At 71.6% G+C, this 22,635-nt stretch carries 22 protein-coding genes; 10 read left to right on the plus strand and 12 right to left on the minus strand.

What is annotated here, in order from left to right; all coding sequences use genetic code 11:
- The first annotated feature begins 107 nt into the window (after positions 1-107).
- Together ACFYW7_RS28710 and ACFYW7_RS28715 are read left to right on the plus strand one after the other, a co-directional pair.
- Positions 108-578, plus strand: a complete 471-nt coding sequence (locus ACFYW7_RS28710; RefSeq protein ID WP_389507506.1) for a DUF5709 domain-containing protein — start codon at positions 108-110, stop codon at positions 576-578.
- Positions 579-614: 36 nt separating this feature from the next.
- Positions 615-890: a type B 50S ribosomal protein L31 gene (locus tag ACFYW7_RS28715; RefSeq protein ID WP_389507508.1), complete on the plus strand. Its 276-nt coding sequence runs from the start codon at positions 615-617 to the stop codon at positions 888-890.
- A gap of 174 nt (positions 891-1,064) precedes the next feature.
- On the opposite strand, the gene ACFYW7_RS28720 is transcribed toward ACFYW7_RS28715, so the two are convergent.
- On the minus strand, positions 1,065-1,859 hold the full coding sequence (locus tag ACFYW7_RS28720) for a metal-dependent hydrolase (protein ID WP_389507510.1): 795 nt from the start codon (positions 1,857-1,859) through the stop codon (positions 1,065-1,067).
- A gap of 145 nt (positions 1,860-2,004) precedes the next feature.
- On the opposite strand from ACFYW7_RS28720, the gene ACFYW7_RS28725 reads away from it, so the two are divergent.
- Both ACFYW7_RS28725 and ACFYW7_RS28730 read left to right on the plus strand, forming a co-directional pair.
- On the plus strand, positions 2,005-4,518 hold the full coding sequence (locus ACFYW7_RS28725) for a DEAD/DEAH box helicase (protein ID WP_389507512.1): 2,514 nt from the start codon (positions 2,005-2,007) through the stop codon (positions 4,516-4,518).
- A gap of 19 nt (positions 4,519-4,537) precedes the next feature.
- Positions 4,538-5,404 (plus strand): acyl-CoA thioesterase, encoded by an 867-nt coding sequence (locus tag ACFYW7_RS28730; RefSeq protein ID WP_389507514.1) that lies wholly within the window; start codon positions 4,538-4,540, stop codon positions 5,402-5,404.
- On the opposite strand, the gene ACFYW7_RS28735 is transcribed toward ACFYW7_RS28730, so the two are convergent.
- From ACFYW7_RS28735 to ACFYW7_RS28765, 7 genes are all read right to left on the minus strand, one after another.
- Positions 5,391-6,437: a DUF6397 family protein gene (locus ACFYW7_RS28735; protein ID WP_389507517.1), complete on the minus strand. Its 1,047-nt coding sequence runs from the start codon at positions 6,435-6,437 to the stop codon at positions 5,391-5,393. The genes ACFYW7_RS28730 and ACFYW7_RS28735 overlap by 14 nt on opposite strands.
- Before the next feature lie 126 nt (positions 6,438-6,563).
- Complete coding sequence (locus ACFYW7_RS28740) at positions 6,564-6,977, minus strand: roadblock/LC7 domain-containing protein (RefSeq protein WP_389507519.1); 414 nt, start codon at positions 6,975-6,977, stop codon at positions 6,564-6,566.
- A gap of 255 nt (positions 6,978-7,232) precedes the next feature.
- Positions 7,233-7,838 (minus strand): ATP/GTP-binding protein, encoded by a 606-nt coding sequence (locus ACFYW7_RS28745; RefSeq protein WP_389507520.1) that lies wholly within the window; start codon positions 7,836-7,838, stop codon positions 7,233-7,235.
- Between the two features lie 192 nt (positions 7,839-8,030).
- Entirely contained in the window at positions 8,031-8,444 is a 414-nt protein-coding gene (locus tag ACFYW7_RS28750) for a DUF742 domain-containing protein (protein WP_389507522.1), read from the minus strand.
- A 19-nt stretch (positions 8,445-8,463) separates the two neighbouring features.
- Complete coding sequence (locus ACFYW7_RS28755; protein WP_389507525.1) at positions 8,464-8,901, minus strand: roadblock/LC7 domain-containing protein; 438 nt, start codon at positions 8,899-8,901, stop codon at positions 8,464-8,466.
- Positions 8,898-11,426: a nitrate- and nitrite sensing domain-containing protein gene (locus ACFYW7_RS28760; protein WP_389507527.1), complete on the minus strand. Its 2,529-nt coding sequence runs from the start codon at positions 11,424-11,426 to the stop codon at positions 8,898-8,900. The genes ACFYW7_RS28755 and ACFYW7_RS28760 overlap by 4 nt, the downstream gene beginning before the upstream one ends.
- A 69-nt stretch (positions 11,427-11,495) precedes the next feature.
- Positions 11,496-12,269, minus strand: a complete 774-nt coding sequence (locus tag ACFYW7_RS28765; RefSeq protein WP_389507529.1) for an MHYT domain-containing protein — start codon at positions 12,267-12,269, stop codon at positions 11,496-11,498.
- A gap of 152 nt (positions 12,270-12,421) precedes the next feature.
- Here ACFYW7_RS28765 and ACFYW7_RS28770 point away from each other — a divergent pair, with 152 nt between their 5' ends.
- Positions 12,422-13,021 (plus strand): class I SAM-dependent methyltransferase, encoded by a 600-nt coding sequence (locus ACFYW7_RS28770; RefSeq protein WP_389507531.1) that lies wholly within the window; start codon positions 12,422-12,424, stop codon positions 13,019-13,021.
- A gap of 25 nt (positions 13,022-13,046) precedes the next feature.
- Here ACFYW7_RS28770 and ACFYW7_RS28775 read toward each other — a convergent pair whose 3' ends face one another.
- Positions 13,047-13,805 (minus strand): alpha/beta fold hydrolase, encoded by a 759-nt coding sequence (locus tag ACFYW7_RS28775; RefSeq protein ID WP_389507533.1) that lies wholly within the window; start codon positions 13,803-13,805, stop codon positions 13,047-13,049.
- 125 nt (positions 13,806-13,930) lie between these two features.
- Here ACFYW7_RS28775 and ACFYW7_RS28780 point away from each other — a divergent pair, with 125 nt between their 5' ends.
- Positions 13,931-14,464, plus strand: a complete 534-nt coding sequence (locus tag ACFYW7_RS28780; RefSeq protein WP_389507535.1) for a PadR family transcriptional regulator — start codon at positions 13,931-13,933, stop codon at positions 14,462-14,464.
- Here the strand turns inward: ACFYW7_RS28780 and ACFYW7_RS28785 are convergent.
- Positions 14,441-15,331, minus strand: a complete 891-nt coding sequence (locus tag ACFYW7_RS28785; protein WP_389507537.1) for an oxygenase MpaB family protein — start codon at positions 15,329-15,331, stop codon at positions 14,441-14,443. The two genes, ACFYW7_RS28780 and ACFYW7_RS28785, sit on opposite strands and share 24 nt — an antisense overlap.
- A 127-nt stretch (positions 15,332-15,458) precedes the next feature.
- Here ACFYW7_RS28785 and ACFYW7_RS28790 point away from each other — a divergent pair, with 127 nt between their 5' ends.
- Together ACFYW7_RS28790 and ACFYW7_RS28795 are read left to right on the plus strand one after the other, a co-directional pair.
- Positions 15,459-15,746 carry a hypothetical protein gene (locus ACFYW7_RS28790; protein WP_389507980.1) on the plus strand — a complete coding sequence of 96 codons (288 nt, stop codon included), beginning with the start codon at positions 15,459-15,461 and terminating at the stop codon, positions 15,744-15,746.
- A 135-nt stretch (positions 15,747-15,881) separates the two neighbouring features.
- Entirely contained in the window at positions 15,882-16,733 is an 852-nt protein-coding gene (locus ACFYW7_RS28795; protein WP_389507539.1) for a hypothetical protein, read from the plus strand.
- A 123-nt stretch (positions 16,734-16,856) separates the two neighbouring features.
- On the opposite strand, the gene ACFYW7_RS28800 is transcribed toward ACFYW7_RS28795, so the two are convergent.
- Complete coding sequence (locus tag ACFYW7_RS28800; protein ID WP_261703155.1) at positions 16,857-17,039, minus strand: hypothetical protein; 183 nt, start codon at positions 17,037-17,039, stop codon at positions 16,857-16,859.
- A 103-nt stretch (positions 17,040-17,142) separates the two neighbouring features.
- Positions 17,143-18,198, minus strand: coding sequence for a fatty acid desaturase family protein (locus tag ACFYW7_RS28805; RefSeq protein ID WP_389507541.1), 1,056 nt, complete (start codon positions 18,196-18,198; stop codon positions 17,143-17,145).
- Positions 18,199-18,454: 256 nt separating this feature from the next.
- Between ACFYW7_RS28805 and ACFYW7_RS28810 the strand changes: the two genes are divergently transcribed.
- Complete coding sequence (locus ACFYW7_RS28810) at positions 18,455-21,334, plus strand: DEAD/DEAH box helicase (protein ID WP_389507982.1); 2,880 nt, start codon at positions 18,455-18,457, stop codon at positions 21,332-21,334.
- The gene (locus ACFYW7_RS28815; RefSeq protein ID WP_389507543.1) at positions 21,331-22,593 is read left to right on the plus strand and encodes an SWF or SNF family helicase; all 1,263 of its coding nucleotides are present in this window, start codon (positions 21,331-21,333) and stop codon (positions 22,591-22,593) included. Before ACFYW7_RS28810 ends, ACFYW7_RS28815 begins: the two co-directional genes overlap by 4 nt.
- The last annotated feature ends 42 nt before the right edge of the window (positions 22,594-22,635 follow it).

The following is a 22,635-nucleotide window of genomic DNA, read 5'->3' on the forward strand; positions in this document are numbered from 1 at the left end:
CCCCGGGAACCACCCGGTTCACGTGGGGAGACGCCTGTGTCCCGTGGCCCGGGCGCCCGTCGTCGAGACGGCGGCACCGGTCCCGTCCGCACCCCCTGGAGGTAGCCGTGAACAGCGCCGACGGATGGGGAGACGACGTCTACCAGCCCGACGGATCCGAGGTACAGGACGACGCGGGGCTGCTCGACGCCGAGGACACGCTGGTCACCGACGGTGTCCGTGACCCCCTGGACCGTGGCTGGTCCCCGCCGGAGCGGCCGTGGGCGGTGGAGCACCGTGGGGTGACCGCGTCGGAGCGCCGGGCCGGCGAGACGCTGGACCAGCGCCTCGCCGAGGAACTGCCCGACGTCGCCGACGGCGACGGGGACGGCATCGGCGACTGCCAGGGCACCGACGGAGAGCCCCTGGACAACGAGGTGGGCGCCCTTCGCTCCGGCCGTCTGGTGGCTCCGGACGAAGGAGCGCACGAGGACGAGGAGAGCGGGCTCATCGCCACGGACATCGGTATCGACGGCGCCGCGGCCTCGGCCGAGGAGGCCGCGATGCACATCGTCGACGAGGACGCCGTGGCCGGCTGACCCACGCCCGGCCCGCCACACCCCTGAGGAGTTCCCATGCCGCAGGACGATCAGCCCGACTACCGGCCCGTGGTCTTCCGCGACCGCACCGCCGGCTACGCCTTCCTCACCCGCTCCACCGCCACGAGCGACCGGACCATCGACTGGGACGACGGCGAGACCTACCCGGTCGTGGACGTCGAGATCTCCTCGGAGAGCCACCCCTTCTACACGGGCAAGGCCCGCACGGTGGACTCGGAGGGCCGCGTCGCCCGCTTCGAGCGGCGGTTCGGAGGCGGGGAGCAGGGGTCCGGTACCGGGGAGAGCTCCTGAGCGGACAGGGCTCCGGCTCCTGAGCGAAGGAGGTCCCCCGACCGGACGGGATGCCCGCTCCCGCTCACCCGCGTCCGCCGACGCGGGTGACGATGCCCCGCCTCCGGCGAACGTGACCGGAGCACTCGACGGCGCCGCGGAACGGCACCGCCGCCGAAAAGGGAACCGACCGCCTCAGATGAAATTCAGCGCGGCCGCGCAGCCCACCGCGCCCAGCACCATGAACACCGGTGTCAGCACCTTGAGCTCGACCCAGCTGCCCGCGCGGAACCGCATCGCCTTGGGCGGGCCTATCGGGTACCAGCGCTTGCGGCCGACCGGGATGGGCCACAGGATCGGGCAGCCGGACACCGTCAGGGCGTCCCCGACGCAGTGCACCAGGGCACCGAGGACGATCGGCAGTCCCAGCCACAGGTACTCCTGGCCCGGCGCCGAGAACAGCCAGTCCGCGCCGTTCCCCGGCTTGTCCAGGGTGTCGGCGAGGATCCACGAGCTCGTCGCGGCGAGCAGCCAGACCAGGACGTTGCTGCTGGAGCCACGAGCGGCCCGCCACAGCAGGCCCTCGATGGCGAGGACCATGTGCACGAAGAGGATGGCCAGGACCGCCCAACGGCCACAGGTGATCGCCAGCACCGCCGTGCCCCCACCTAGCATCACCGCCCACACCCAGGTGTGGGTCAGCGTGCGGTGACCGCCGGAGCGCCGGGGGTCGCCAGGCTTCCTGGTCCCCTTGTAGGCGGCGTACGAGAGCTTGTCGACGATCTCGCACAGGCGCCGTGACACCGGTCCGAAGGCGTTAGAGATGGTGGCGGCCTTGTGGTCCAGGTCCGGGGCGAGCGCGGCACCGGCGCAGATCAGGGCGCCGACGAGCAGGACCGGCCAGGGCATGGTGTGCCCGGCCGCGGCCGCCGCCGCTCCGACGCCGAGCCAGGCCGCGGCCCCCGACAGTGAGTGTGCTGGTCCCATCATTGGCCGTTCCCCGCCCATTCCTCTTGTACCGCTGTCCAGTTGTCCGTGCGCGCTGACGCGTCGCCGGCGCCACAGCGTAGCGTTCGTGATCTTCCGTCGAGCATCCGATTCCCCCATCACGTAATTCGACAGGCAAGATGGGGGCGTGACCCTTATCGATCAGCTGCCGCAGACCGCAGACCCCGACGCCCTCTACGAAGCCTTCGAGTCGTGGGCCGGGGAACGCGGTCTCACCCTCTACCCCCATCAGGAGGAGGCGCTGATCGAGGTGGTCTCGGGTGCGAACGTGATCGTCTCGACGCCCACCGGCTCGGGCAAGAGCATGATCGCGGCGGGTGCGCACTTCGCCGCGCTCGCCCGCGACGAGGTGACCTTCTACACGGCGCCGATCAAGGCACTCGTCTCGGAGAAGTTCTTCGAACTGTGCAAGATGTTCGGCACCGAGAACGTCGGCATGCTCACCGGTGACGCCTCCGTGAACGCCGACGCCCCGGTCATCTGCTGCACGGCCGAGGTGCTGGCGTCGATCGCGCTGCGGGACGGCAAGCACGCCGATGTGGGACAGGTCGTCATGGACGAGTTCCACTTCTACGCCGAGGGCGACCGCGGCTGGGCCTGGCAGATCCCCATCCTGGAACTCCCTCAGGCTCAGTTCATCCTGATGTCGGCGACGCTCGGCGACGTCTCGATGTTCGAGAAGGACCTGACCCGCCGCACCGGCCGCTCCACGTCCGTGGTCCGCTCGGCGATCCGGCCCGTCCCGCTGTCCTACGAGTACATGCTCACGCCGCTGACCGAGACGCTCACCGACCTGCTTGCCACGAAGCAGGCCCCTGTCTACATCGTGCACTTCACGCAGGCGCAGGCCGTGGAGCGGGCGCAGGCGCTGATGAGCATCAACATGTGCACGCGTGAGGAGAAGGACCGGATCGCCGAGCTGATCGGCAACTTCCGCTTCACCACCAAGTTCGGCCAGAACCTCTCGCGCTACGTGCGCCACGGGATCGGCGTCCACCACGCCGGCATGCTGCCCAAGTACCGGCGGCTGGTGGAGAAGCTGGCCCAGGCCGGCCTCCTGAAGGTCATCTGCGGTACGGACACCCTCGGCGTCGGGGTCAACGTGCCCATCCGCACCGTGCTGTTCACCGCTCTGACGAAGTACGACGGCACGCGGGTGCGCACCCTGCGCGCCCGGGAGTTCCACCAGATCGCCGGGCGGGCCGGGCGCGCGGGCTTCGACACGGCGGGCTACGTGGTCGCTCAGGCGCCGGAGCACGTCATCGAGAACGAGAAGTCGCTCGCCAAGGCGGGCGACGATCCGAAGAAGCGCCGCAAGGTCGTGCGCAAGAAGGCTCCCGAGGGCTTCGTCGGCTGGTCGGACAGCACCTTCGAGAAGCTCATCACGTCCGATCCGGAGCCGCTGACCTCGCGCTTCCGCGTCACACACACCATGCTGCTCTCGGTCATCGCCCGGCCCGGCAATGCCTTCGAGGCCATGCGGCATCTGCTGGAGGACAACCACGAGCCGCGCAGGCAGCAGCTGCGGCACATCCGGCGGGCCATCGCGATCTACCGCTCGCTCCTCGCCGGCGGGATCGTCGAGAAGCTCGACGAGCCGGACCCGACCGGCCGCGTCGTGCGGCTCACCGTCGATCTCCAGCAGGACTTCGCGCTCAACCAGCCCCTGTCGACGTTCGCGCTCGCCGCGTTCGACCTGCTGGACCTCGAATCCCCGTCGTACGCCCTGGACATGGTGTCGGTCGTGGAGTCCACGCTGGACGATCCCCGGCAGATCCTCGCGGCCCAGCAGAACAAGGCCCGCGGCGAGGCCGTGGCCGCGATGAAATCCGACGGCGTCGAGTACGAGGAGCGCATGGAACGGCTCCAGGACGTGACGTACCCCAAGCCGCTGGAGGAGCTGCTCTTCCACGCGTACAACACCTACCGCACGAGCCACCCGTGGGTCGGCGACCACCCGCTGTCGCCGAAGTCCGTCATCCGTGACATGTACGAGCGGGCGATGACCTTCACCGAGTTCGTCTCCAACTACGAGCTCGCCCGCACCGAGGGCATCGTCCTGCGCTACCTGGCCAGTGCCTACAAGGCTCTCGAGCACACCGTCCCGGACGACCTCAAGTCCGAGGACCTGGAGGACCTGATCGCCTGGCTCGGCGAGATGGTGCGGCAGGTCGACTCCAGTCTCCTCGACGAGTGGGAGCAGCTCGCCAATCCCGAGGTGGTGACGGCCGAAGAGGCCCAGGAGAAGGCCGACCAGGTCAAGCCGGTCACCTCGAACTCCCGCGCCTTCCGCGTGCTCGTCCGCAACGCGATGTTCCGCAGGGTCGAGCTCGCCGCGCTGGACCACGTCAACGTACTCGGCGAGATGGACGCCGAAGCCGGTTGGGACGCCGACGCGTGGGGCGAGGCGATGGACAAGTACTGGGACGAGTACGAGGACCTCGGTACCGGTCCCGACGCTCGTGGTCCCAAGCTGCTGTCGATCGTGGAGGAGCCGCAGAACGGGCTGTGGCGCGTCCGTCAGACCTTCGCCGACCCCAACGGCGACCACGACTGGGGCATCACCGCCGAGGTAGACCTCGTGGCCTCCGACGAAGAGGGCCGTGCCATCGTCAAGGTCACCGACGTCGGACAGCTGTGAGCACAGGAGAACCGCACCGATGACGAACCCAGCCGAGAGGCTCGTCGACCTGCTCGATCTGGAGCAGATCGAGGTCAACATCTTCCGGGGCCGCAGCCCGCAGGAGTCCCTCCAGCGGGTCTTCGGGGGCCAGGTGGCGGGCCAGGCGCTGGTCGCCGCGGGCCGTACGACCGAGGGCGACCGCCCGGTGCACTCGCTGCACGCGTACTTCCTGCGCCCTGGCCGGCCGGGCGTCCCGATCGTGTACCAGGTCGAACGGGTGCGGGACGGAAGGTCGTTCACCACCCGCCGGGTCACCGCCGTGCAGCAGGGCCGCACGATCTTCAATCTGACCGCCTCCTTTCACAAGCCCGAGGTAGGGAGCTTCGAGCACCAGCTGCCACCGGCCCGCGAGGTGCCGGACCCCGAGTCCCTGCCGACGGTGACGCAGGAGATCGAGGAGCATCTGGGCGCTCTTCCCGAAGCCCTGGAACGCATGGCGCGGCGCCAGCCGTTCGACATCCGCTATGTGGACCGTTTGCGCTGGACGCCCGAGGAGACCGAGGGCGCCGAGCCACGCAGCGCGGTGTGGATGCGTGCCGTCGGCCCGTTGGGCGACGACCCGCTCGTCCACACGTGCGCGCTCACCTACGCGAGCGACATGACCCTCCTGGACGCCGTCCGCATCCCGGTGGAACCGCTGTGGGGGCCGCGCGGTTTCGACATGGCGTCGCTGGACCACGCCATGTGGTTCCACCGGCCGTTCCGCGCGGACGAGTGGTTCCTGTACGACCAGGAGTCGCCGATCGCGACGGGGGGCCGCGGGCTGGCCCGTGGCCGCATCTACGACCTGAAGGGGCGTCTGCTCGTCTCGGTCGTACAGGAAGGGCTGTTCAGAGCCCTGTAGTCGGACGCGCGTCGCTCGGACACTCCTCCGGGTTCCTGCGACGCAGCCATCCGAGCAGCCCCCGCGAGCGCGTCGCCTCTCGCGTCATGAGCCGGTCACCCGTGACGGCGGGCCGGGGTCGCGGGGCCCGTGGAGCGTCGGCCGTCGAAGGCCGGGCCGCTTTCGCGGGGCCCACGGGTGGCGGGCCCGCCGGAGCATCGGCGACCGGCCCGGAGGCCACGGCGGACAGGACCTTGGGTACGGATGAGGGGTTCGGTGTCGGGCGCGGCGCCGGACGGTCCGCCCTGGCTTCCGAAACGCTTCGCCCCAGGTCGGCCCTGAGCCAGCTGATCTCGTCGGGGTCGTCCGCCGTCGTGACGCGTTCGGCGATCCGCGCTCCCTGGGAGTCCGCGGGCGCCTGCGGAACCCGGCCGGGCCGGAGGCGGTCGAGATGGGCGCGCTCGTAGGGATCCTCGACGATCTCGGCCACTTGGACGGGATCGAGCAGGGACGCGACCACGGCGGCACGGGCCCAGGGGTCCGCGGTCTGCCTCAGGAGGAACCCCAGGTGACGGCCACGCCAGTTGCGGGGCCGGAGGTCCAGGCCTTCGTTCAGCTGATCACGGAGGCCTTCGGGGGTCCGGCCGCTCAGCAGCGGCGCGTTCCGCTCGTCCGCGGCGAACTGCCGTACTTCCTCCGCGAGATACAACCAGACGATCAGCCGATAGCGGTTCACGTAGAACTTCACCGGCACCACCACTCCCAGGCGCGCGAGGCGGGTGAACCGGGTGTTCGCGAGGCCCATGAGAGCGGCCCCCTCCGTGGTTCCGACCGTCCTCACCCGCTCGCGCAGCGCTTCCGGGAAACCCGTCTCGGCACGCAACCGGTCGATCTCGGCGCGGGCGACCCGGCGTCCCCCACCTCCCTCGTCGGGAACCGAGCGAACACAGCCGAGGTGCAGGGCGAGGTCGAACTCGCCGCGCCTGAGATCCAGTTCCCGTGCGGCCCGACCGAGCGACGTGGTGGTGGACTGGGTGATGGTGCTGCCGGACATGGCGGTCTCCCCTGCGATGCCGAACGCTCGCGCCGTGTGCGCTCGCTCCGGAAAAAACCGTATCCGGCTTCTCGGACATCGTGGGGAACCTGTGGACAACTCCGAACTCTACGAAATATCCGCAGGTCAGCGGTCCGCGACCGGGCCGCTGCCCGGCTGTCGCGCATCCACGCGCAGATGTTCTCCGACGCGGTTCACCAGCAGGGTCATCTCGTACGCCACCTGCCCGATGTCCGCCTCCGCCGCGCTGAGGACGCACAGACAGCTGCCCGTTCCCGCCGCGGTGACGAACAGCACTGCCTCATCGAACTCGATCATCGTCTGTCGCACCTGTCCGGCCCCGAAGTGCCGGCCGGAGCCCTTCGCCAGACTGTGCAGCCCCGACGAGACCGCGGCGAGGTGTTCGGCGTCCTCGCGCCGCAGGGCGCTGCTCGCGCCCGTCACCAGCCCGTCGTTGGAGAGCACCAGCGCGTGCCGTACGTGCTCGACGCGCCCGGTGAGATCGTCCAGCAACCAGCCGAGTCCCGTGTTCTGTTCCATGATCCGGTCTCCCCCTGCGTCGTTCCCCCTGGCCCGGAGGATTCGACCAGCCAGCCTTCCCCACGGGCGCCGTCCGGGCAAGGCCAAGGGATGGCATGGCAGAGAAGATGGCCGACGACCGGGACGCCGAGGGGTGCGCGGGGGACCGCGCGGGACGGCGGTCCGCGATCGGGGCCGACGGCAGAGGCCGTGACCGGCCGCCCTTCGGTTGCCGACGCCGTGCGGGCCGGTCCCGTCGGAGTGTCGGGGCCCGCGTCAGCTGACGGAGTCGAGCAGCCGGGCGGTGTGGACCCGTCCGGCGTATTCGACCAGCCGGATCAACACCTCCTTCCCCGAGTCGCGGTCGCGGGCGTCACAGAGGACGACCGGCGTACCGCGGTCGAGGTCAAGGGCACGGGACACGTCCTGGGCGCCGTACGCGCGAGCGTCCGCGAAGCAGTTGACGGCCACCACGAACGGGATGTGGCGGTGCTCGAAGTAGTCCACCGCGGGAAAGCAGTCCTCGAGCCGTCTGGTGTCCGCGAGGACGACCGCGCCCAGCGCGCCCGTCGCCAGTTCGTCCCACAGGAACCAGAAACGGTCCTGCCCGGGGGTTCCGAAGAGATAGAGCGCAAGACCGGACCTGATGGTGATGCGTCCGAAGTCCATGGCCACGGTCGTGGTGACCTTCTGGTCCACTGCCCCGGTGTCGTCGACGGACCGACCGGCCTCGCTCAGCAACTCCTCGGTGCGCAGGGGCCGGATCTCACTGACCGCGCCCACCAGGGTGGTCTTTCCCACGCCGAATCCACCGGCGACAAGGATCTTCAGCGCCAGGGCGGTCGAGTCGCCACCCGCGGCGTCGGAGTTCTCGGAGACCATCGATCACTTCTCTCGGGAGTGCCGACAAGCGCCGGCATCGGTACGTCTTTACGGGTGCGCGAAGTCAGCATCATGACAACTGCGACTCCGCCGAACGGGATGGGACCGCACATTGCCCCTCGCGACCGAAACCCGCCCGTACGTGCCCGGTTGTGAACACGGGGAGTCAAGGTGCCGACCGAAGCGGGTCGGCTAGAGCGCCCTCAGTCCCTCGATCACCTCGCGAAGGATTCGCTCGTCGGGCAGTTGCGCGGGCGGCACCGGGCGGCTCACCGTGACACAGCTCCGTTCCAGGAGATCGCCGAGGAGCACCCTGACCACCCCCAGGGGGAGATCCGCGCCGGCCGCCAGTTCGGCGACCGACTGGGTCTCGGTCCGGCACAGTTCGACCAGGGTCCGGTGCTCCGGGCCGAGCGAGGTGTCGTCATCGGCGCCGGGTGCTCCCTTGTCGAGCGTGACCAGGGCGATCAGATCGAAATGAACCCCGGTGGGCCCGGCTTTGGTACGGCCGCCCGTCATCGCGTAGGGGCGGACGAGCGGCCCGGCCTCCTGGTCGTACCACTGGCTGTCCGGGAGTGACGGGGCGCCCGGCGTGTCCTCGGTCATCCGCACTGGCCGTCCTCGGTCATCCTGCCGCGGGCGGCTGCGCGGCCACCCGCGGTGGGGCGTGGAGATGCTCGCCGACCCGCTTGACCAGGAGCGCCATCTCGTACGCCACGAGACCGATGTCGGCCGTGACGGCGGTGAGGACGGCAAGGCACGAGCCGTCCCCCGCCGCGGCGACGAACAGGAAGCCCTCGTCCATCTCGACCATCGTCTGGCGTACCCCGCCCGCGCCGAAGTGGCGCCCGGCCCCCTTGGCGAGGCTGTGGAATCCGGAGGCGACGGCGGCGAGATGGTCGGCGTCCTCGCGCCGCAGGGCGGTGGAGGCGCCCACCGCCAGTCCGTCGTTCGAGAGCACGACGGCGTGTCGCACCGCGGCCACGCGCAGCACCATGTCGTCCAGCAGCCAGTCGAGTTCACCGGACCGGTGGGTGGCTCTCGTACTCGAGTCCTGGATCATGCGGGGTCTCCTTCGCTGCGGTCGCTGCCCGCTTCGGGGTCAGGGGTGGAGCCGCCGCCGGGTGACCGGCCGCCGCCGCGCACCCAGCCGGCTCGGTAGGCGGCCATGCGCGCCCGTACGAGTTCGGGTGTGCGCTCGTCGTCCGCGTCGGGCACCGGGGGCTCCGGCGACTCGTCGGAACGCTGTCCGCGCAGTTGAGGGGCCAGGTTCGCCTGGCGGACGCGCCGTGGGAGCTGGTCGGAGTTCTCGGGCTCGTCCGGGGGACGGTGCAGCCGAAGCGAGGCGACTCCCGGAGGCGGGGTCTCGGACAAGCCGTTCACCGGGGCTTCAGAGGCCTTCGGCCTCGGAGAGACCAGCGCGGGCCGCTCGGTGACCGGCTGGACCGCCTCCTGCTCCGGGGCGGCCGCCACGCGCGCGTATTCCCGCTCCCCCGGCCGGTCCGCGTCGCTTCGACCGAGGGAACGTTCCGCCGGGCCTTCGTGCAGCAACGCCTTCGGCAGCAGCACCACCGCGGTGGTGCCCCCGTAGGGCGAGGTCCGCAGATGGACCTTGATCCCGTGCCGGGCCGAGAGCCTGCTGACCACGAAGAGGCCGAGCCGGTCGCTGTCGAACAGGTCGAGCGTCTCGGACTGTTCGATGCGACGGTTGGCCTCGGCGAGCCTCTCCTTGCCCATGCCCAGTCCCCGGTCCTCGACCTCGATCACATAGCCGTTGCCCACCGGTTCGCCGGTGATCCGCACCCTGGTGTGCGGGGGTGAGAACTGGGCGGCGTTCTCGACGACCTCCGCCAGGAGGTGGGTGAGGTCGGCCACCGCTCCGCCGAGGACGGCCGCCTCGGGGAACTGGCGTACCTCCACGCGCGCGTAGTCCTCGACCTCGGAAACGGCCGCCCGGACCACGTTCGTCAGGGGAACGGGCCTTCGCCACGCCCGGCCGGGCGCCGCTCCGGACAGGATGATCAGGCTCTCCGCGTGGCGGCGCATCCGGGTGGTGAGGTGGTCGAGGCGGAACAGGTCGCTGAGTTCGTCCGGGTCGTCGGATCTGCGCTCCATGGTGTCCAGGAGGTTCAGCTGGCGGTGCACGAGCACCTGGCTGCGCCGCGCGAGGTTGACGAAGACCCCGGAGATGCCTCCGGCCAGTTCCGCGCGTTCGACGGCGGCGCGCAGGGCGGCCCGGTGCACCGTGTTCAGCGCCTCGGCGACCTGTCCGGTCTCGTCCTCCGACGGCCGGGCCAGCGGGGCCTCGGTGCGCACGTCGACGGTCTCGCCCGCGCGCAGCCGGCGCATGGCCTCCGGGAGCTTTCGACGCGCGATGTCCAGGGCGCTGTCGCGCAGACCGACGAGTTCGACGACGAGATCGCGTCCGATGCGGACCGAGATGATCAGCGAGGCGACGACGGCGACGAGGCCGAAGAGGACCGCGGCGCCGGCGGAGCTGAGCAGGGCTTGCCCGAACGGGTCGGCCGGGTCCGCGGCATCGCTGCCCGCGTCGGCCTCGATCGCGCGCATGCCGTCCTGCACGCGCGCGTGAGCGATGTTCCAGACCGTCTCCGGCGCGGCGTCCAGCGCCTTCGCGCCGGGGCGTGCGGCGAACACCTTGTCCTCGACCACGCGCACGTCACCGTACGCGCTCCCTTCCGTCAGGTCCTTCCAGGCGCCTCGCTCGGGCTCGCTCAGATCCGTCGCGGCGGCGGCCGTCAGCGTGCGGCGGGTGTCGACGGCCCCCGTGAACAGGCGTAGCCGCTCACCGTCGAGGGTCCCCGCGGTCCGGGCTCCGCCGAGCACGGCGTCCTCCTGGGCGAGCGCCTCCCCCGCCCGGGAGAATTCGAGCAGCACGCGCGCGTCGGACCGCATGCCCGCGCCGGGGACGCCGGTGAGTGCTCCCTCGACGCCGAACGCCGTCGCGATGGTCCCGGTGTACCGGGCGTACGCCTCGTCCCATCCGGTACGGCGGTCCAGTACGGCGGTGCGCAGCGGACGCAGGCGCTCCGCCTCGGTGACGAAGGTGCCGAGCCGTCCGTCGACCCCCGCGGGCAGGTCGGCGCCGTCGGCGACCGTGTGCCGGTCCCCCAGGCGCAGCTCGGCCACGGCGCGGTCGGTGAGGCGCGCCAGGTCCTTGAGCTCGCTCGGCCGCACGGTCGACGGGTCGGTCGCGTAGCGGACGGCCGCCGCGCGCTCCGCCTGGAGAGCGGCGACCGCGTCGTCCACGGGAGCCCGGACCGTGGAGTCCACGCGTTGCAGCTGCCGAAGCCGCGCGATGTCCTGGGCCGTGCTCACCGTGGCGAAGGCCCACAGGGCGAGGAGGGAAACGATCGGCACCATCAGCAGGCTGACGATCTTGGCCCGGACGCTGCGCGGTCTGATGTGCCAGCGTCCGGCGCGCGCGAGGGACTCCGGCGAGGAGCCGGCGACGGGCTCGCCGGTGTCCGCGCCCTCGTCGGCCGGCGCGCCCGCGTGCGCGCGTCGACCGCGCAACGAGGGCGGTGGCTGGGCGCCGGATGTGGTGGTCCTACGGGGTGTACGCATGGCCTCCTCGATCGGAGAGGTTCGGGGCGTGCCGTCCGGGCCGCGTGGCTCCGGGCTCCTGGCCCGCCGTCAGGGGGCGACGCCCTCGACCGGCCGCTGGGCCGACGTGGGTGCTTCGCGTCGGCCGGACATCGGCGACAGCGCGACGAACGCCGCCGTCAGGAAGAGGTAGGACCCGAGGCCGACGGCGAGGGGGAAGATGAACTGCATCGCCGTGGCCCCGGGCAGGGTGCCGCCGGAGGGGCTGACGCGCACGCTCACCGCCATCATCCCGGTGTAGTGCATGCTGCTCACCGCACCGCCCATGACGAGGGAGGCCACGGCGACGGCGGCGGGTGACCTGATGGTGAGCGCGGCCCACAGCGCGGCGGTCGCCGCGATCACGCCGATCACGACGGAGAGCGCGACGAGTGCCGGGTCGTAGCGCACCTGGCCGTGCATGCGCAGCGCCGCCATCCCCAGGTAGTGCATGCTCGCGACGCCGAGTCCGGTGGTGAGCCCGCCGAGAACGAGTGCGCGGCGCCGGTCGTGTCCGTAGCCGACGGCGAAGAGGCCCGCGCCGACGACGGCCATGGCGACCATCAGGCTGAACAGGGTCAGGGGCACGTTGTAGCGGATCTCGGTGCCGGTGACACCGAAGCCCAACATCGCCACGAAGTGCATCGTCCAGATGCCCGTGCCGATCGCGGAGGCCGCGGCGAGGAGCCAGTTGCGGCGCGACGGTCCGGTTGCTTCGAGTGCGCGGACGGTGCAGCGCAGCCCGAGTGCGGCACCTATGCAGGCCATCGCGTACGACAGTACGGGGGTCAGCCAGCCGAAGGCGGCGTGGTCCATGTGTCCCATGGTCCAGGGACGCTAGTGCGCACGGGGGCGCACAACTGAGGCGCATTTCGAAAGCTGTTGCAAAGTGACGAAGCGGTGCGCCTGAGCGATCGCGTCTGGCTCGAACGTGTGCACCGCGCCATCTTTCATGTCGGTGAGAGATCATGCGACGCATGAGCGATGACCACACCGACGTCCGGGAGTTCTTCACCGCGCGCGCCGCCGACTGGGACACCCGGTTTCCCGACGACGGGCCGGCGTACGAGGCCGCGGTGGCGCGCATGCGACTGCGCGCGGGGGACCGCGTGCTCGACGCGGGCTGCGGCACCGGGCGCGCACTGCCCGCGCTGCGGGCGGCCGTGGGCGGTTCCGGGCTGGTCGTGGGAGCCGATCTGACCCCGGCCATGCTGGAGGCCGCCGTCCGGGCCGGACGGGGCGGTGCCGGCCGTCTGCTGCTGGCCGACGTCACCGGGCTTCCCCTGCGCGCGGAGTCCCTGGACGCGGTGTTCGCCGCCGGGCTCGTCGCGCACCTGCCGAACCCCGCCGAGAATCTGCGGGAGTTGGCCCGGGTGGTGCGGCCCGGTGGGACGCTGGCCCTCTTCCATCCGATCGGCCGTGCGGCGCTCGCGGCCCGCCAGGGACGGCGGATCACTCCGGGCGACCTGCGTGCCGAGGGCAACCTGGGCCCCCTGCTGGCCGGTTCGGGCTGGGACATGACCTCCTACGTGGACGAGGACGACCGCTTCCTCGCCCTGGCCGTCCGCCGGGGATGACCGCCCGCGGGCCCGGTACCGCTCGTCAGTCCGTGCCGGCGACGGCCGCCACGAAGGCGTCGGGGTTGTCGAACATGATGTTGTGTCCGGAGCCCGGCACGGTGACGACGCGCACCTCCGCCGCTTCCAGGCCTTCCGCACCCGGCAGTTCACCGCTCAGCTCGCCCTGGAGGTAGACGCGTTCGGCCGTCAGCCCGACCAGCATCTGGCGCATCGTGGGGCTGGTGCCCCGCGCGAGCCCCCGAGCCGTCCGGTGCAACGCACGCGGATCGGCGAGGCGCATCGTCGCGGCCCAGGAGGGACCGATCTTCTCGAGCACGCGCTCGTGACCGCCGTGCTCGACGTAGTCGTCCTCCTCGTACGAGGCGATGCCGCTGCCGCCCGCGGTGAGCGGAGGGTACGGGTCGAGGTTGGCCTCCACCAGGACGAGCCGTGAGACGAGGCCGGGGCGCCGGTGGGCGAGCACGATGGCGACGGCGCCGCCCATGCTGTGCGCGACCAGCTCCGCCCCGAGGACCCCGGCGGCGTCCAGGGCGGCCGCCAGCGCCGCCGCGTGGTCCTCCAGGCTGTAGCCGAAGTCCGCGGGCCGGTCGCTGATGCCGTGTCCGGGAAGATCGACGAACAGGGTGCGACGGCCCGCCAGTTCGGACCGCGCCGCGATATGGGCGTTGTAGACCGTCGAGGCCGATCCGAGCCCGTGCACGTACACGCGCGCGGGCCCTGCTCCCGCCGCCTCGGTCCAGCGGATCCGGCTTCCCGCGTCGTCGAACTCGGCCTCTCGCACAGCACTCTCTCCCGTCGCGGTTCGTTCGTGTCTCCCAACTCCAGGAGAATACATCGGTTCCGATGTATTGAGGAAGAGATGTATTCAAGAAGCGATGTACAGCGTGAGTGAGGCAGAATGGGGGCATGCTCGAGCTGGCCATCCTCGGATTCCTGTACGACGCCCCGCTGCACGGCTACGAACTGCGCAAACGCATCACCGCGCTGACGGGCCACGTGAAGCCGGTCGCGGAGAGCACGCTCTATCCCGCGATCAAACGGCTGGAGAACGCGCACCTGCTGGAACGAGCCACACAGCCCGGATCGGTGGCCGCCCCGCGGCACGTCCTCACACTCACCGAGGAGGGCGGGCACGAACTGCGCCGCAGGCTCGCGGAGCCGGCGCGGCGGGACATCACTGACGAGAACCGCTGGTTCACGGTGCTCGCCTTCCTGCGGCACCTGGAGAACCCCGAGGCCCAGGCCGCCGTGCTGCGCCGCAGGCTGGCCTTCCTGGAGGAGCCCGCGAGCTTCTTCTACGACGGTGACCGGCCGCTGCGCGCCGAGGAGTTGGACGACCCCTTCCGGCGCGGCATCCTCACCGTCGCGCGGGCCACGAGCCGGGCCGAACTGGCCTGGCTGCGCACCACCCTCGACTCACTCGACGCGGTCGGCCGATGAGACGGGGCAACCGCGGACTCCGGGCACGGGACAGGTGCCCAGCTCGGCTACGCGGTAGCCGTCCGGATACCCCTTGACCTCCCGGTTCTGCCGGGCGAAGTGCGGGGAGCGACGAGGCGGCAACAGCCGGACCAGCCGACCTCGCGCGCGTACGACGCGACGGACCAGCGCGCGCGTGGCGTCGCCCGGAGGCTCGTAGCGGAAGGCGCGGAGCAACGGCTCGTCGAGCAGGGCGCGGGTGGCGGTGCGCAACAGGGGCGCGAGCGGACGCGGGTACCAGGAGGCCATCAGGTCCAGGGTGGCGTCCGAGACGCGCCGCGCGCCCTCGTCCCAGCCGAAGTGGGCTTCCTCGTAGGCGTCGAGGCAGGCCTCGAACTCCTCGTACGACCCGGGGAGGTCCTTGATCCCCATGTGCCGCCCGAGGGTGCGGTAGTACTCGGCGGACGCGACGATCTCGTGGCGCGAGAGCCTGCGCCACCCGTAGACGTCCGTCCACCGCTTGGGCATCACCACGAACGTGCAGAGCACGTACCGCATCTCTTCGTTGCCGATGTCGTAGCCGCGGTGCATCTGATTGATGCGGCGGATCGCCGTCCGGCCCTCCTCGCCGTCGAATCCGTGCTCGACGATCGCGTCGAGGAGGAGCGCGGTGTCGTCGTAGCGCTTCTGGCTGCGGTCCGTGAGCTCCGCCGTCTCGGCGAGCAGCCGGCCGATGCCCGGCACGGCGTAGGTGCGGTAGAGCGCCAGTTCCAGGGCTCGCGCGAAATCCCAGGGGAACTCGTAGGCGGAGGTGAGCCGGTAGATCTCGGAGGCCTCCTTCTCCGGATCCATCCGGCGTATCTGTTCGAGCCTCTCGTAACGCTTCACCGGGCCGTCCCCCTTCTGTCGCCGCGACTCCAACTCTACGTTGGGTAGCAGCGGGTGAACGATGAGCGATGGAACTCTCACAGGGGACGGTGACCCGATGTCCGGCATATTCGGCAGGCTCCGCACGATGAGGCGCAGGAAGACGGCCGACAGCCCGGAGGGGCTCGCGCCGACGACGCCACGACGGGAGAGGAAGCGCGGTCACAACCTCTTCGAGGCGGCTGCGGTGTACGTCTCCGCCTGCGCGGAGGACAATCAGGAGCAGATCGACGAGGCGGCCGCATGGGTGTCGCCCGAGGCGCTGTCGTTCGGCGTGAACGAGCTGGCCTGCCGGGCCGTGATCGCCCTCGCCCGGGAGCGGGAGGAGTCTCCGCAGACGGTAGCGCGGACGCTGCTCGGGCTGCCCGCGGCCTGACCGTGACCGGCCCACGAGGGCGTTTCGCCCCCGTCCAGCCGGATACTTGCAGCTCCGGGTGTGTTTCGGGCCCGTGACAAGCGCCTTCCGGTCGCTTAGGGTGCGCCGACAGACGGAGCGATCAGGAGGCTGGAAATGGCCGGGACGGACGAAGACGCCGTCGCCACCGTGGACGACGACGCACTGTATGTGCTGACGGCGGTGTTGCTGACGCCGGCGAAGTTCCCCAGCGTCCTGGGTGACGACTACCCGGAGGCTTGCGCGACGCTCGACCTCGCCCCGCTCGCCGAGGGGTACGGACTGGTGCTCGGCCAGGACAGTGAGGGCGCGCGGTGGACCGTCATCATCGACGACGTCTCACTGGTCGCCGTCGCCATCGCGTCCTGGGACTGCGGGATGGAGCACGAACTGTCGCCGGACGAGCGGACGGTCGTCTCCGCGCTGCCCGGCTGGCCTCTCGATGTGGCCGTCTCGGCACCGGGGGTGCCCGCACCGCACGACCCGTCGACCGAGCCCACGGAGCGGCCCCCGCTCAGTCCGCCGGACACCACCACGTGGGGGCCGGCGCAGCGGCGCCTCGGCGCGGACGAGATCGCGCTCCAGTGGGCGACATGGCGCGACCAGATCGACGACAGCGAGTTCGCTGCCTCGGAGGGCGCCGGCGAGGCCTCGGGCGACGCGAAGGACGACACGCAGGACGAGAGCGGTGACGGCGAGGAGCGCCCGGGCGTCCGCCGAGTTCTCGCGGAGGCGCGCGCGTACGTGGACACACCGCCCCCGCTGGGCCGTGTCCGCTCGTCCTTCGCCACCGGCGACGCCCGCACCCTGCGGGCCGACGGCCCCGGCTGGTCCCTCGTCGCCAGGACCGACGACATCGCGTTCGTCCTGCTCGACGAGGAACCCGGTGAGGTTCTGCCCGTCGGCCGCGGACCGGAGCTGCCCGGCCTCCTGGAGGCCTTGGACAAGATGGCTGTGCGCCCGAGCTGACCCGAGCCGAGGGCCGTGTCACGGGCGGTCCCGTGACGCGGCCCTCGCCGGTTCCCCGATGCCTCGCCCGCCCTCACCGGCCTCGGCGGGCACGGGGGCGGCCGACGCGCCGGCGGCCGCTCCTCAGCGGCCGAGCTCCTTGCGGGTGGCACGGCGCAGCCTGCGCCGCTGCGAGGGGTCCAGGGCCAGGTACGCGGCCGCCGGAACGCCCAGCACGATCAGGAAGGCGGCCCACCAGGGCAGCCAGATCAAAAGGATCAGGCCGACCGCCACACCCCCTGCGGCGATCTTCGCGTTCTTCGACATGTGTCGCCTCCTCCGCGGCTGCTGCCGCTCTCTGTCCTGAGAACGGGTCCCCGTGTCCCACGGTTCCGGACCGCGACCCTGATACGTCCCTGACGCGCGCCCCCTACTCGACCCTGAGAGGCTCTCCGACCTCGTGCATGTGGCGAAGGGCCTGCCGGTAGGAGTCGACGAGCCCAGTCTCCGCGTAGGGAATACCCAACTCCACGCAGTGCGCGCGCACCAGGGGTTGCGCACGGCGCAGATGGGGGCGGGGCATGCTGGGGAACAAGTGGTGCTCGATCTGGTAGTTCAGACCGCCGAGGAACCAGTCGGTCAGGACACCCCCGCGGACATTGCGCGAGGTGAGCACCTGACGGCGCAGGTGCCCCCAGCGCTCGCCGTCCGGGTCGGGCATCTCCATGCCCTTGTGGTTGGGCGCGAAGGACATGCCCAGGTGCAGGCCGAACAGCGCCTGGTGAAGCGCCGCGAAGGCCATCGCCCTGCCCGGGGACATGGTGGTGAGGAGCAGCGTCGCGTACGCCACGACGTGCGTCACCAGGAGCGAGGCCTCCACGACCCGCTCGCGCGGCGACTGCCGACGCAGGTCCCGAAAGCCGTGGACCTTCAGGGCGACGCCTTCCAGCAGCGTCAACGGGAAGAAGAGCCAGGCCTGGTTGCGGGTGAGCGCCCGCCGGAACCCGGACCGCCCGGCGGCCTGCCTCTTGGTGAAGACCAGCACGTCGGCGACGACGTCGGGGTCCTTGTCGATGTGGTTGGGGTTGGCGTGGTGGCGGTTGTGTTTGTCGTTCCACCACCCGTAGCTCATCCCGAGGAGCAGATTGCCGTGGACCAGACCGATGAGGCGGCCGACCGGCTTGCCGCCGGTGATCTGGGCGTGGCCCGCGTCGTGGCCTATGAACGCCGTTCGGGCGCCGAGGACCGCCAGCACCGGGGCGAGGAGCAGGGACCACCAGGAGTCGCCGATCAGGACGACGCCCGTGATCACCGCCGCCAGGAGGAGGGCGTTCGAGGTGATCTCTCGGGCGTACCAGCCGTGACGGCGTTTCAGGAGCCCCCGCCCTTTGACCTCGCGCAGGAGCGGGGTGAACTCGCTGCCGGGTGCCTGACCGGACCCGTCGTCCTGGGACGGTTCCGTGAGGACTGCGGCAGTCTGGGGCATGGCTGGTCTCCGGTTTCTCGGGAAGTGGGACGACTCGATGAAACGTACGAATCAGTGGCCTTCGGCGGCCATGGCGCCACCACCCGGGTCCGTACGGGGGTTTTCCCCGTCCTGCGAGTCCGTCCGTGCCGCACGCGCGCGTGAGGAGCCCCGGATCATGGCCCGGGCTCGTTCGTCCGCCGTCGGAAATGCTGTACCCTCGGCGACCCGGTCCCGGTAGTCAAATTTGAGGAATACCATCATCGCTGAGCAGAGGATTCCCGCGGCGACGCCCGCCGAGATCTCCGAGCTGGCCCGTTGCCCTGCCGTGTTCGTGCCCGCCGGTCCGCCGCGTGCGGGCAGGGTCGCGTTCTGGCACCCCTCCACGACCGTGCCTTCGACGCCTTCCGGGTCCGTCGAGGACCTGACGGTGGTTCTTCCCGCAGGGGCTGGTGGCGTCGAACCCGTGTCCGTTTCGGCCGTGCTGCTGCCGGTGAGGGCCGTCCTGCCGGTCCTCACGCGTGCGCGGGTCGCCCCGCACGCTCACAGGGCGACCTCGTTCTGGGGCGCGGCGGCCGTCCTCGCCCTCCAGTTCGCGGCGCGCGGGCTGCTGCTGCCCGGGGTGACGGCCGAGGACCATGACGTCTGGCGCGCCGGCCCGCTGCGCGCGGAGGACCTGGAGCGCGTTCGCGAACTGGCCGCCGCGATGCCTCCGGAGGCGCACGCGGTGCCCGTGGCGGGGACCGAACCGCCGCGACTGCCCGATCCCGAGCGGCTGGTGCGTGCCTTCCTGGACGCCGTCGCCGACGCCCTTCCGCGCTCTCCGGCGGCGGCGCTCGCGGCGGGCGGTCCGGCCTTCGCGGCGCCGGAGCCGCACCGCGTACCGCAGCATCGAGCTTGGGCCGCGGAGGTGGCCGCGGTCCACGACGCGGACGTACGGATCTCGCTGCGCGTGGAGGTTCCGGGAGCGACGTCGGCCCTCCCGGACGAGACGCCGCTGCCGTTCCGGGCCGTTCTCCAACTGCACAGCGTCAGTGATCCCGCTCTCGTCGCGGACGCCGTCACCGCCTGGACGGAGTCCTCGCCGCTCGGCCCGCGCGCGCGGATGGACGCGCTGCTCGCGCTGCGCCGCGCCGCCCGGGCCTGGCCCCCGCTGGCTCCGCTGCTCTCGGCGGCCGTACCGGATTGCCTGGAGCTCGCGGACGAGGAGGTCGGCGAACTCCTGGGAGAGGGTTCCCGGCTGCTGGCCCTCGCCGGTGTCGACGTGCACTGGCCGAAACAGTTCGTACGGAGACTGACGGTCCACGCGGCCGTCGGCCCGGGCGAGGAGGCGGACGAACCGGGAGCGGTCACGCCCGGCGGCGCGGACGGTTCCGGAGGCAGGGTGGCCTCGGGCGCCCCCTCGTTCCTGTCGGCGGACGCCCTGCTCTCGTTCGACTGGCGGTTCACACTGGGCGACCATCGCCTCACCCGGCAGGAGCTGGACCGACTGGCCGAGGCGAAGCGGCCCATGGTGCGCCTGCGCGACCAATGGGTGCTGGTCGACCCTGAGGACGTACGCCGGGCACAGGCGCGGCAGGACCGCCGGGTCACCCCCGTCGAGGCCCTGAGCGCCGCCCTGACGGGCTCCGTGGAGGTAGACGGCGGCCGGGTCGACGTGGAGCCCACGGGCTGGCTGGCGGCGCTGCGGGAAGCCCTGGCCGACCCCGAGGGCCAGCGGCCGGTCGCGCAGCCCGCGGCCCTTCGCGCGACGCTGCGCGACTACCAGGCCCGGGGCCTCAGCTGGCTGGCCGGGATGACCTCCCTGGGCCTCGGCTGCTGCCTGGCCGACGACATGGGCCTCGGCAAGACGATCACGCTGATCGCGCTGCACCTGCACCGGCAGACCGACGAGACGGCCGCCGGCCCCACGCTCGTCGTCTGCCCGGCCTCCCTGCTCGGCAACTGGCAGCGCGAGATCGAGAGGTTCGCCCCCGGCACCCCCGTACGGCGCTTCCACGGTTCCCGGCGAAGCCTGGACGGCCTGGCCGACGGCGAGTTCGTGCTGACGACGTACGGCACGATGCGGCTGGACGCGCCCCGACTCGGCGAGGTCTCCTGGGGCCTGGCGGTCGCGGACGAGGCCCAGCACGTGAAGAACCCGTACTCGGCGACCGCGCGGGCGCTCCGGACCATCGGCGCACGCGCGCGCGTGGCGCTCACCGGCACACCGGTGGAGAACAACCTCTCGGAACTGTGGGCCATCCTCGACTGGACGACACCGGGCCTGCTGGGGCGGCTGGGCACCTTCCGGTCCCGCTACGCGCAGTCCGTCGAAGGGGGTCAGGACCCCGCCGCCGCCGGGCGACTCGCGCGGCTCGTACGCCCGTTCCTGCTGCGCCGCCACAAGTCGGACCCCGGCGTCGCGCCCGAACTGCCGCCGAAGACCGAGACCGACCGGGCCGTGGCCCTCACCGAGGAACAGGCCGGGCTGTACGAGGCGATGGTGCGCGAGACCCTCGCGGAGATCTCGGGCGCGGACAGCATGGCCCGGCGGGGTCTGATCGTGAAGCTGCTCACCGGGCTGAAGCAGATCTGCAACCATCCCGCGCAGTTCCTCAAGGAGGAACACCCGAGGATTCCCGGCAGGTCGGGGAAGCTCGAACTGCTGGACGAGCTGCTCGACACCATCCTGTCCGAGGGGGCGAGCGTTCTGGTCTTCACGCAGTACGTACAGATGGCACGCCTCATCGAGCGTCATCTGGCGGAGCGGGCGGTGCCGACGCAGTTCCTCCACGGAGGAACTGCGATCCCCGAGCGCGAGGAGATGGTGGAACGTTTCCAGGAGGGCGGGGTTCCGGTCTTCCTGCTGTCGCTGAAGGCCGCCGGTACGGGGCTGAACCTGACACGCGCGGAGCACGTCGTGCACTACGACCGCTGGTGGAACCCGGCCGTCGAGGCACAGGCCACGGACCGCGCGTACCGCATCGGCCAGAGCCGGCCCGTCCAGGTGCACCGGTTCATCGCCGAGGGGACCATCGAGGACCGCATCGCCGACATGCTGCGCCGCAAGCAGCGGCTGGCCGACGCCGTGCTGGGCGCGGGCGAGGCGGCGCTGACCGAGCTGACCGACGCGGAACTGGCCGATCTGGTGGAACTCCGAGGGGGCGCACGATGAGGGATCACGACACGGAGCGCACGTTCGGCGCCCTGCCCCCCGCGCACGGACGGGGTTTCGCCCGGACATGGTGGGGCCGGGCCTGGCTGACCGCCCTGGAGGACGCGGCGCTGGACTCGGAGTCGGTGAAGGCGGGGCGCAGGCTCGCACGCGCGGGGGCGGTCGGCGCGGTTTCCGTGCGGCCCGGACGGGTGACGGCCGTGGTGAGGGACCGCGACGGCACCGCCCATCGAGCGGACGTCCTGCTGCAGGAACTGTCCGGGGAGCGGTGGGACCGCTTCCTGGACGTGGCCGTGGAGCGTGCCGGGCATGTCGCGGCGCTCCTCGACCGCGACATGCCTCCGCATCTGGTCGAGGACGCGGAGACCGCCGGTGTCGAACTCCTGCCGGGGCTCGGTGATCTCGACGCGGAGTGCGACTGCGGCGCCTGGGACCACTGCGGTCACACGGCGGCGCTCTGCTACCAGGTGGCCCGGCTGCTCGACGAGGATCCCTTCGTCCTGCTCCTGATGCGCGGGCGCGGTGAACGCACCCTCCTGGACGCACTCCAGGAGCGCGGCGGACGGTCCGCCGCCGAGACGCGGGAGAACGACCAGGAGGGGGTGGACGCCGTCGAGGCGTTCGCGGCGGGTGACGTCCTGCCGCCGCTGCCCGCCCTTCCCCGCCTGCCCGACAAGCCCGGAGGTCCACCGTCCCCGGACACCGAGTCGGCACCCGCTCCCGGCCTCGATCCCGCCGCCCTGCAGTTCGTCGCCGCCGCGGCCGCGCGCGAGGCACACCGGACGCTGGCCGGGGCGATGGCCCCCGATCACGGCCGGCAGCCGATGGAGGCCCTGCCGACCCTCGCCCAGGACGCGGTCCGGCTGGCCGCGGACGACCCCGACGAGGAGACGGTCCGGCGGCTCGCCGAAGGATCGGGACGTGACGCCGAGGAACTGCGCCTCGCCGTACGGGCCTGGAGGTACGGGGGTGCCGCGGCGCTGTCGGTCCTCGAGGAGGCATGGGTCGTCGACGCGGAGACGTCGGCACGCGCGCGCGGGGCTCTTCAGGACGCGTGGGACAGCGACGAGCGCCCGGAACTGCACGCGGCCGACAACCGCTGGACGGCGGTCGGTACGGCCACCCAACTGCGGCTCGGCCGCGACGGCGGCTGGTGGCCCTACCGCGAGGAACGGGGCCGCTGGACCCCCGCCGGGCCTGTGGCGAACGACCCGGCGACCGCCTTCGCCCTGCTCGAGGAAGACCTGATGACTGGTTGACGCACACCGTTCACCTCCAGGTCGCACACTGTTCGATGTCAA

This window comes from Streptomyces sp. NPDC002580 (genome assembly GCF_042889485.1).
Lineage (GTDB): Bacteria > Actinomycetota > Actinomycetes > Streptomycetales > Streptomycetaceae > Streptomyces.

Bases quoted from the DNA above. Each gene is read 5' to 3' on its own strand.
- ACFYW7_RS28715 (WP_389507508.1), top strand. From the start codon at position 615: ATGCCGCAGGACGATCAGCCCGACTACCGGCCCGTGGTCTTCCGCGAC.
- ACFYW7_RS28720 (WP_389507510.1), bottom strand. From the start codon at position 1,859: ATGATGGGACCAGCACACTCACTGTCGGGGGCCGCGGCCTGGCTCGGC.
- ACFYW7_RS28730 (WP_389507514.1), top strand. From the start codon at position 4,538: ATGACGAACCCAGCCGAGAGGCTCGTCGACCTGCTCGATCTGGAGCAG.
- ACFYW7_RS28735 (WP_389507517.1), bottom strand. From the start codon at position 6,437: ATGTCCGGCAGCACCATCACCCAGTCCACCACCACGTCGCTCGGTCGG.
- ACFYW7_RS28740 (WP_389507519.1), bottom strand. From the start codon at position 6,977: ATGGAACAGAACACGGGACTCGGCTGGTTGCTGGACGATCTCACCGGG.
- ACFYW7_RS28745 (WP_389507520.1), bottom strand. From the start codon at position 7,838: ATGGTCTCCGAGAACTCCGACGCCGCGGGTGGCGACTCGACCGCCCTG.
- ACFYW7_RS28750 (WP_389507522.1), bottom strand. From the start codon at position 8,444: ATGACCGAGGACACGCCGGGCGCCCCGTCACTCCCGGACAGCCAGTGG.
- ACFYW7_RS28755 (WP_389507525.1), bottom strand. From the start codon at position 8,901: ATGATCCAGGACTCGAGTACGAGAGCCACCCACCGGTCCGGTGAACTC.
- ACFYW7_RS28760 (WP_389507527.1), bottom strand. From the start codon at position 11,426: ATGCGTACACCCCGTAGGACCACCACATCCGGCGCCCAGCCACCGCCC.
- ACFYW7_RS28765 (WP_389507529.1), bottom strand. From the start codon at position 12,269: ATGGGACACATGGACCACGCCGCCTTCGGCTGGCTGACCCCCGTACTG.
- ACFYW7_RS28770 (WP_389507531.1), top strand. From the start codon at position 12,422: ATGAGCGATGACCACACCGACGTCCGGGAGTTCTTCACCGCGCGCGCC.
- ACFYW7_RS28780 (WP_389507535.1), top strand. From the start codon at position 13,931: ATGCTCGAGCTGGCCATCCTCGGATTCCTGTACGACGCCCCGCTGCAC.
- ACFYW7_RS28790 (WP_389507980.1), top strand. From the start codon at position 15,459: ATGAGGCGCAGGAAGACGGCCGACAGCCCGGAGGGGCTCGCGCCGACG.
- ACFYW7_RS28795 (WP_389507539.1), top strand. From the start codon at position 15,882: ATGGCCGGGACGGACGAAGACGCCGTCGCCACCGTGGACGACGACGCA.
- ACFYW7_RS28800 (WP_261703155.1), bottom strand. From the start codon at position 17,039: ATGTCGAAGAACGCGAAGATCGCCGCAGGGGGTGTGGCGGTCGGCCTG.
- ACFYW7_RS28805 (WP_389507541.1), bottom strand. From the start codon at position 18,198: ATGCCCCAGACTGCCGCAGTCCTCACGGAACCGTCCCAGGACGACGGG.
- ACFYW7_RS28815 (WP_389507543.1), top strand. From the start codon at position 21,331: ATGAGGGATCACGACACGGAGCGCACGTTCGGCGCCCTGCCCCCCGCG.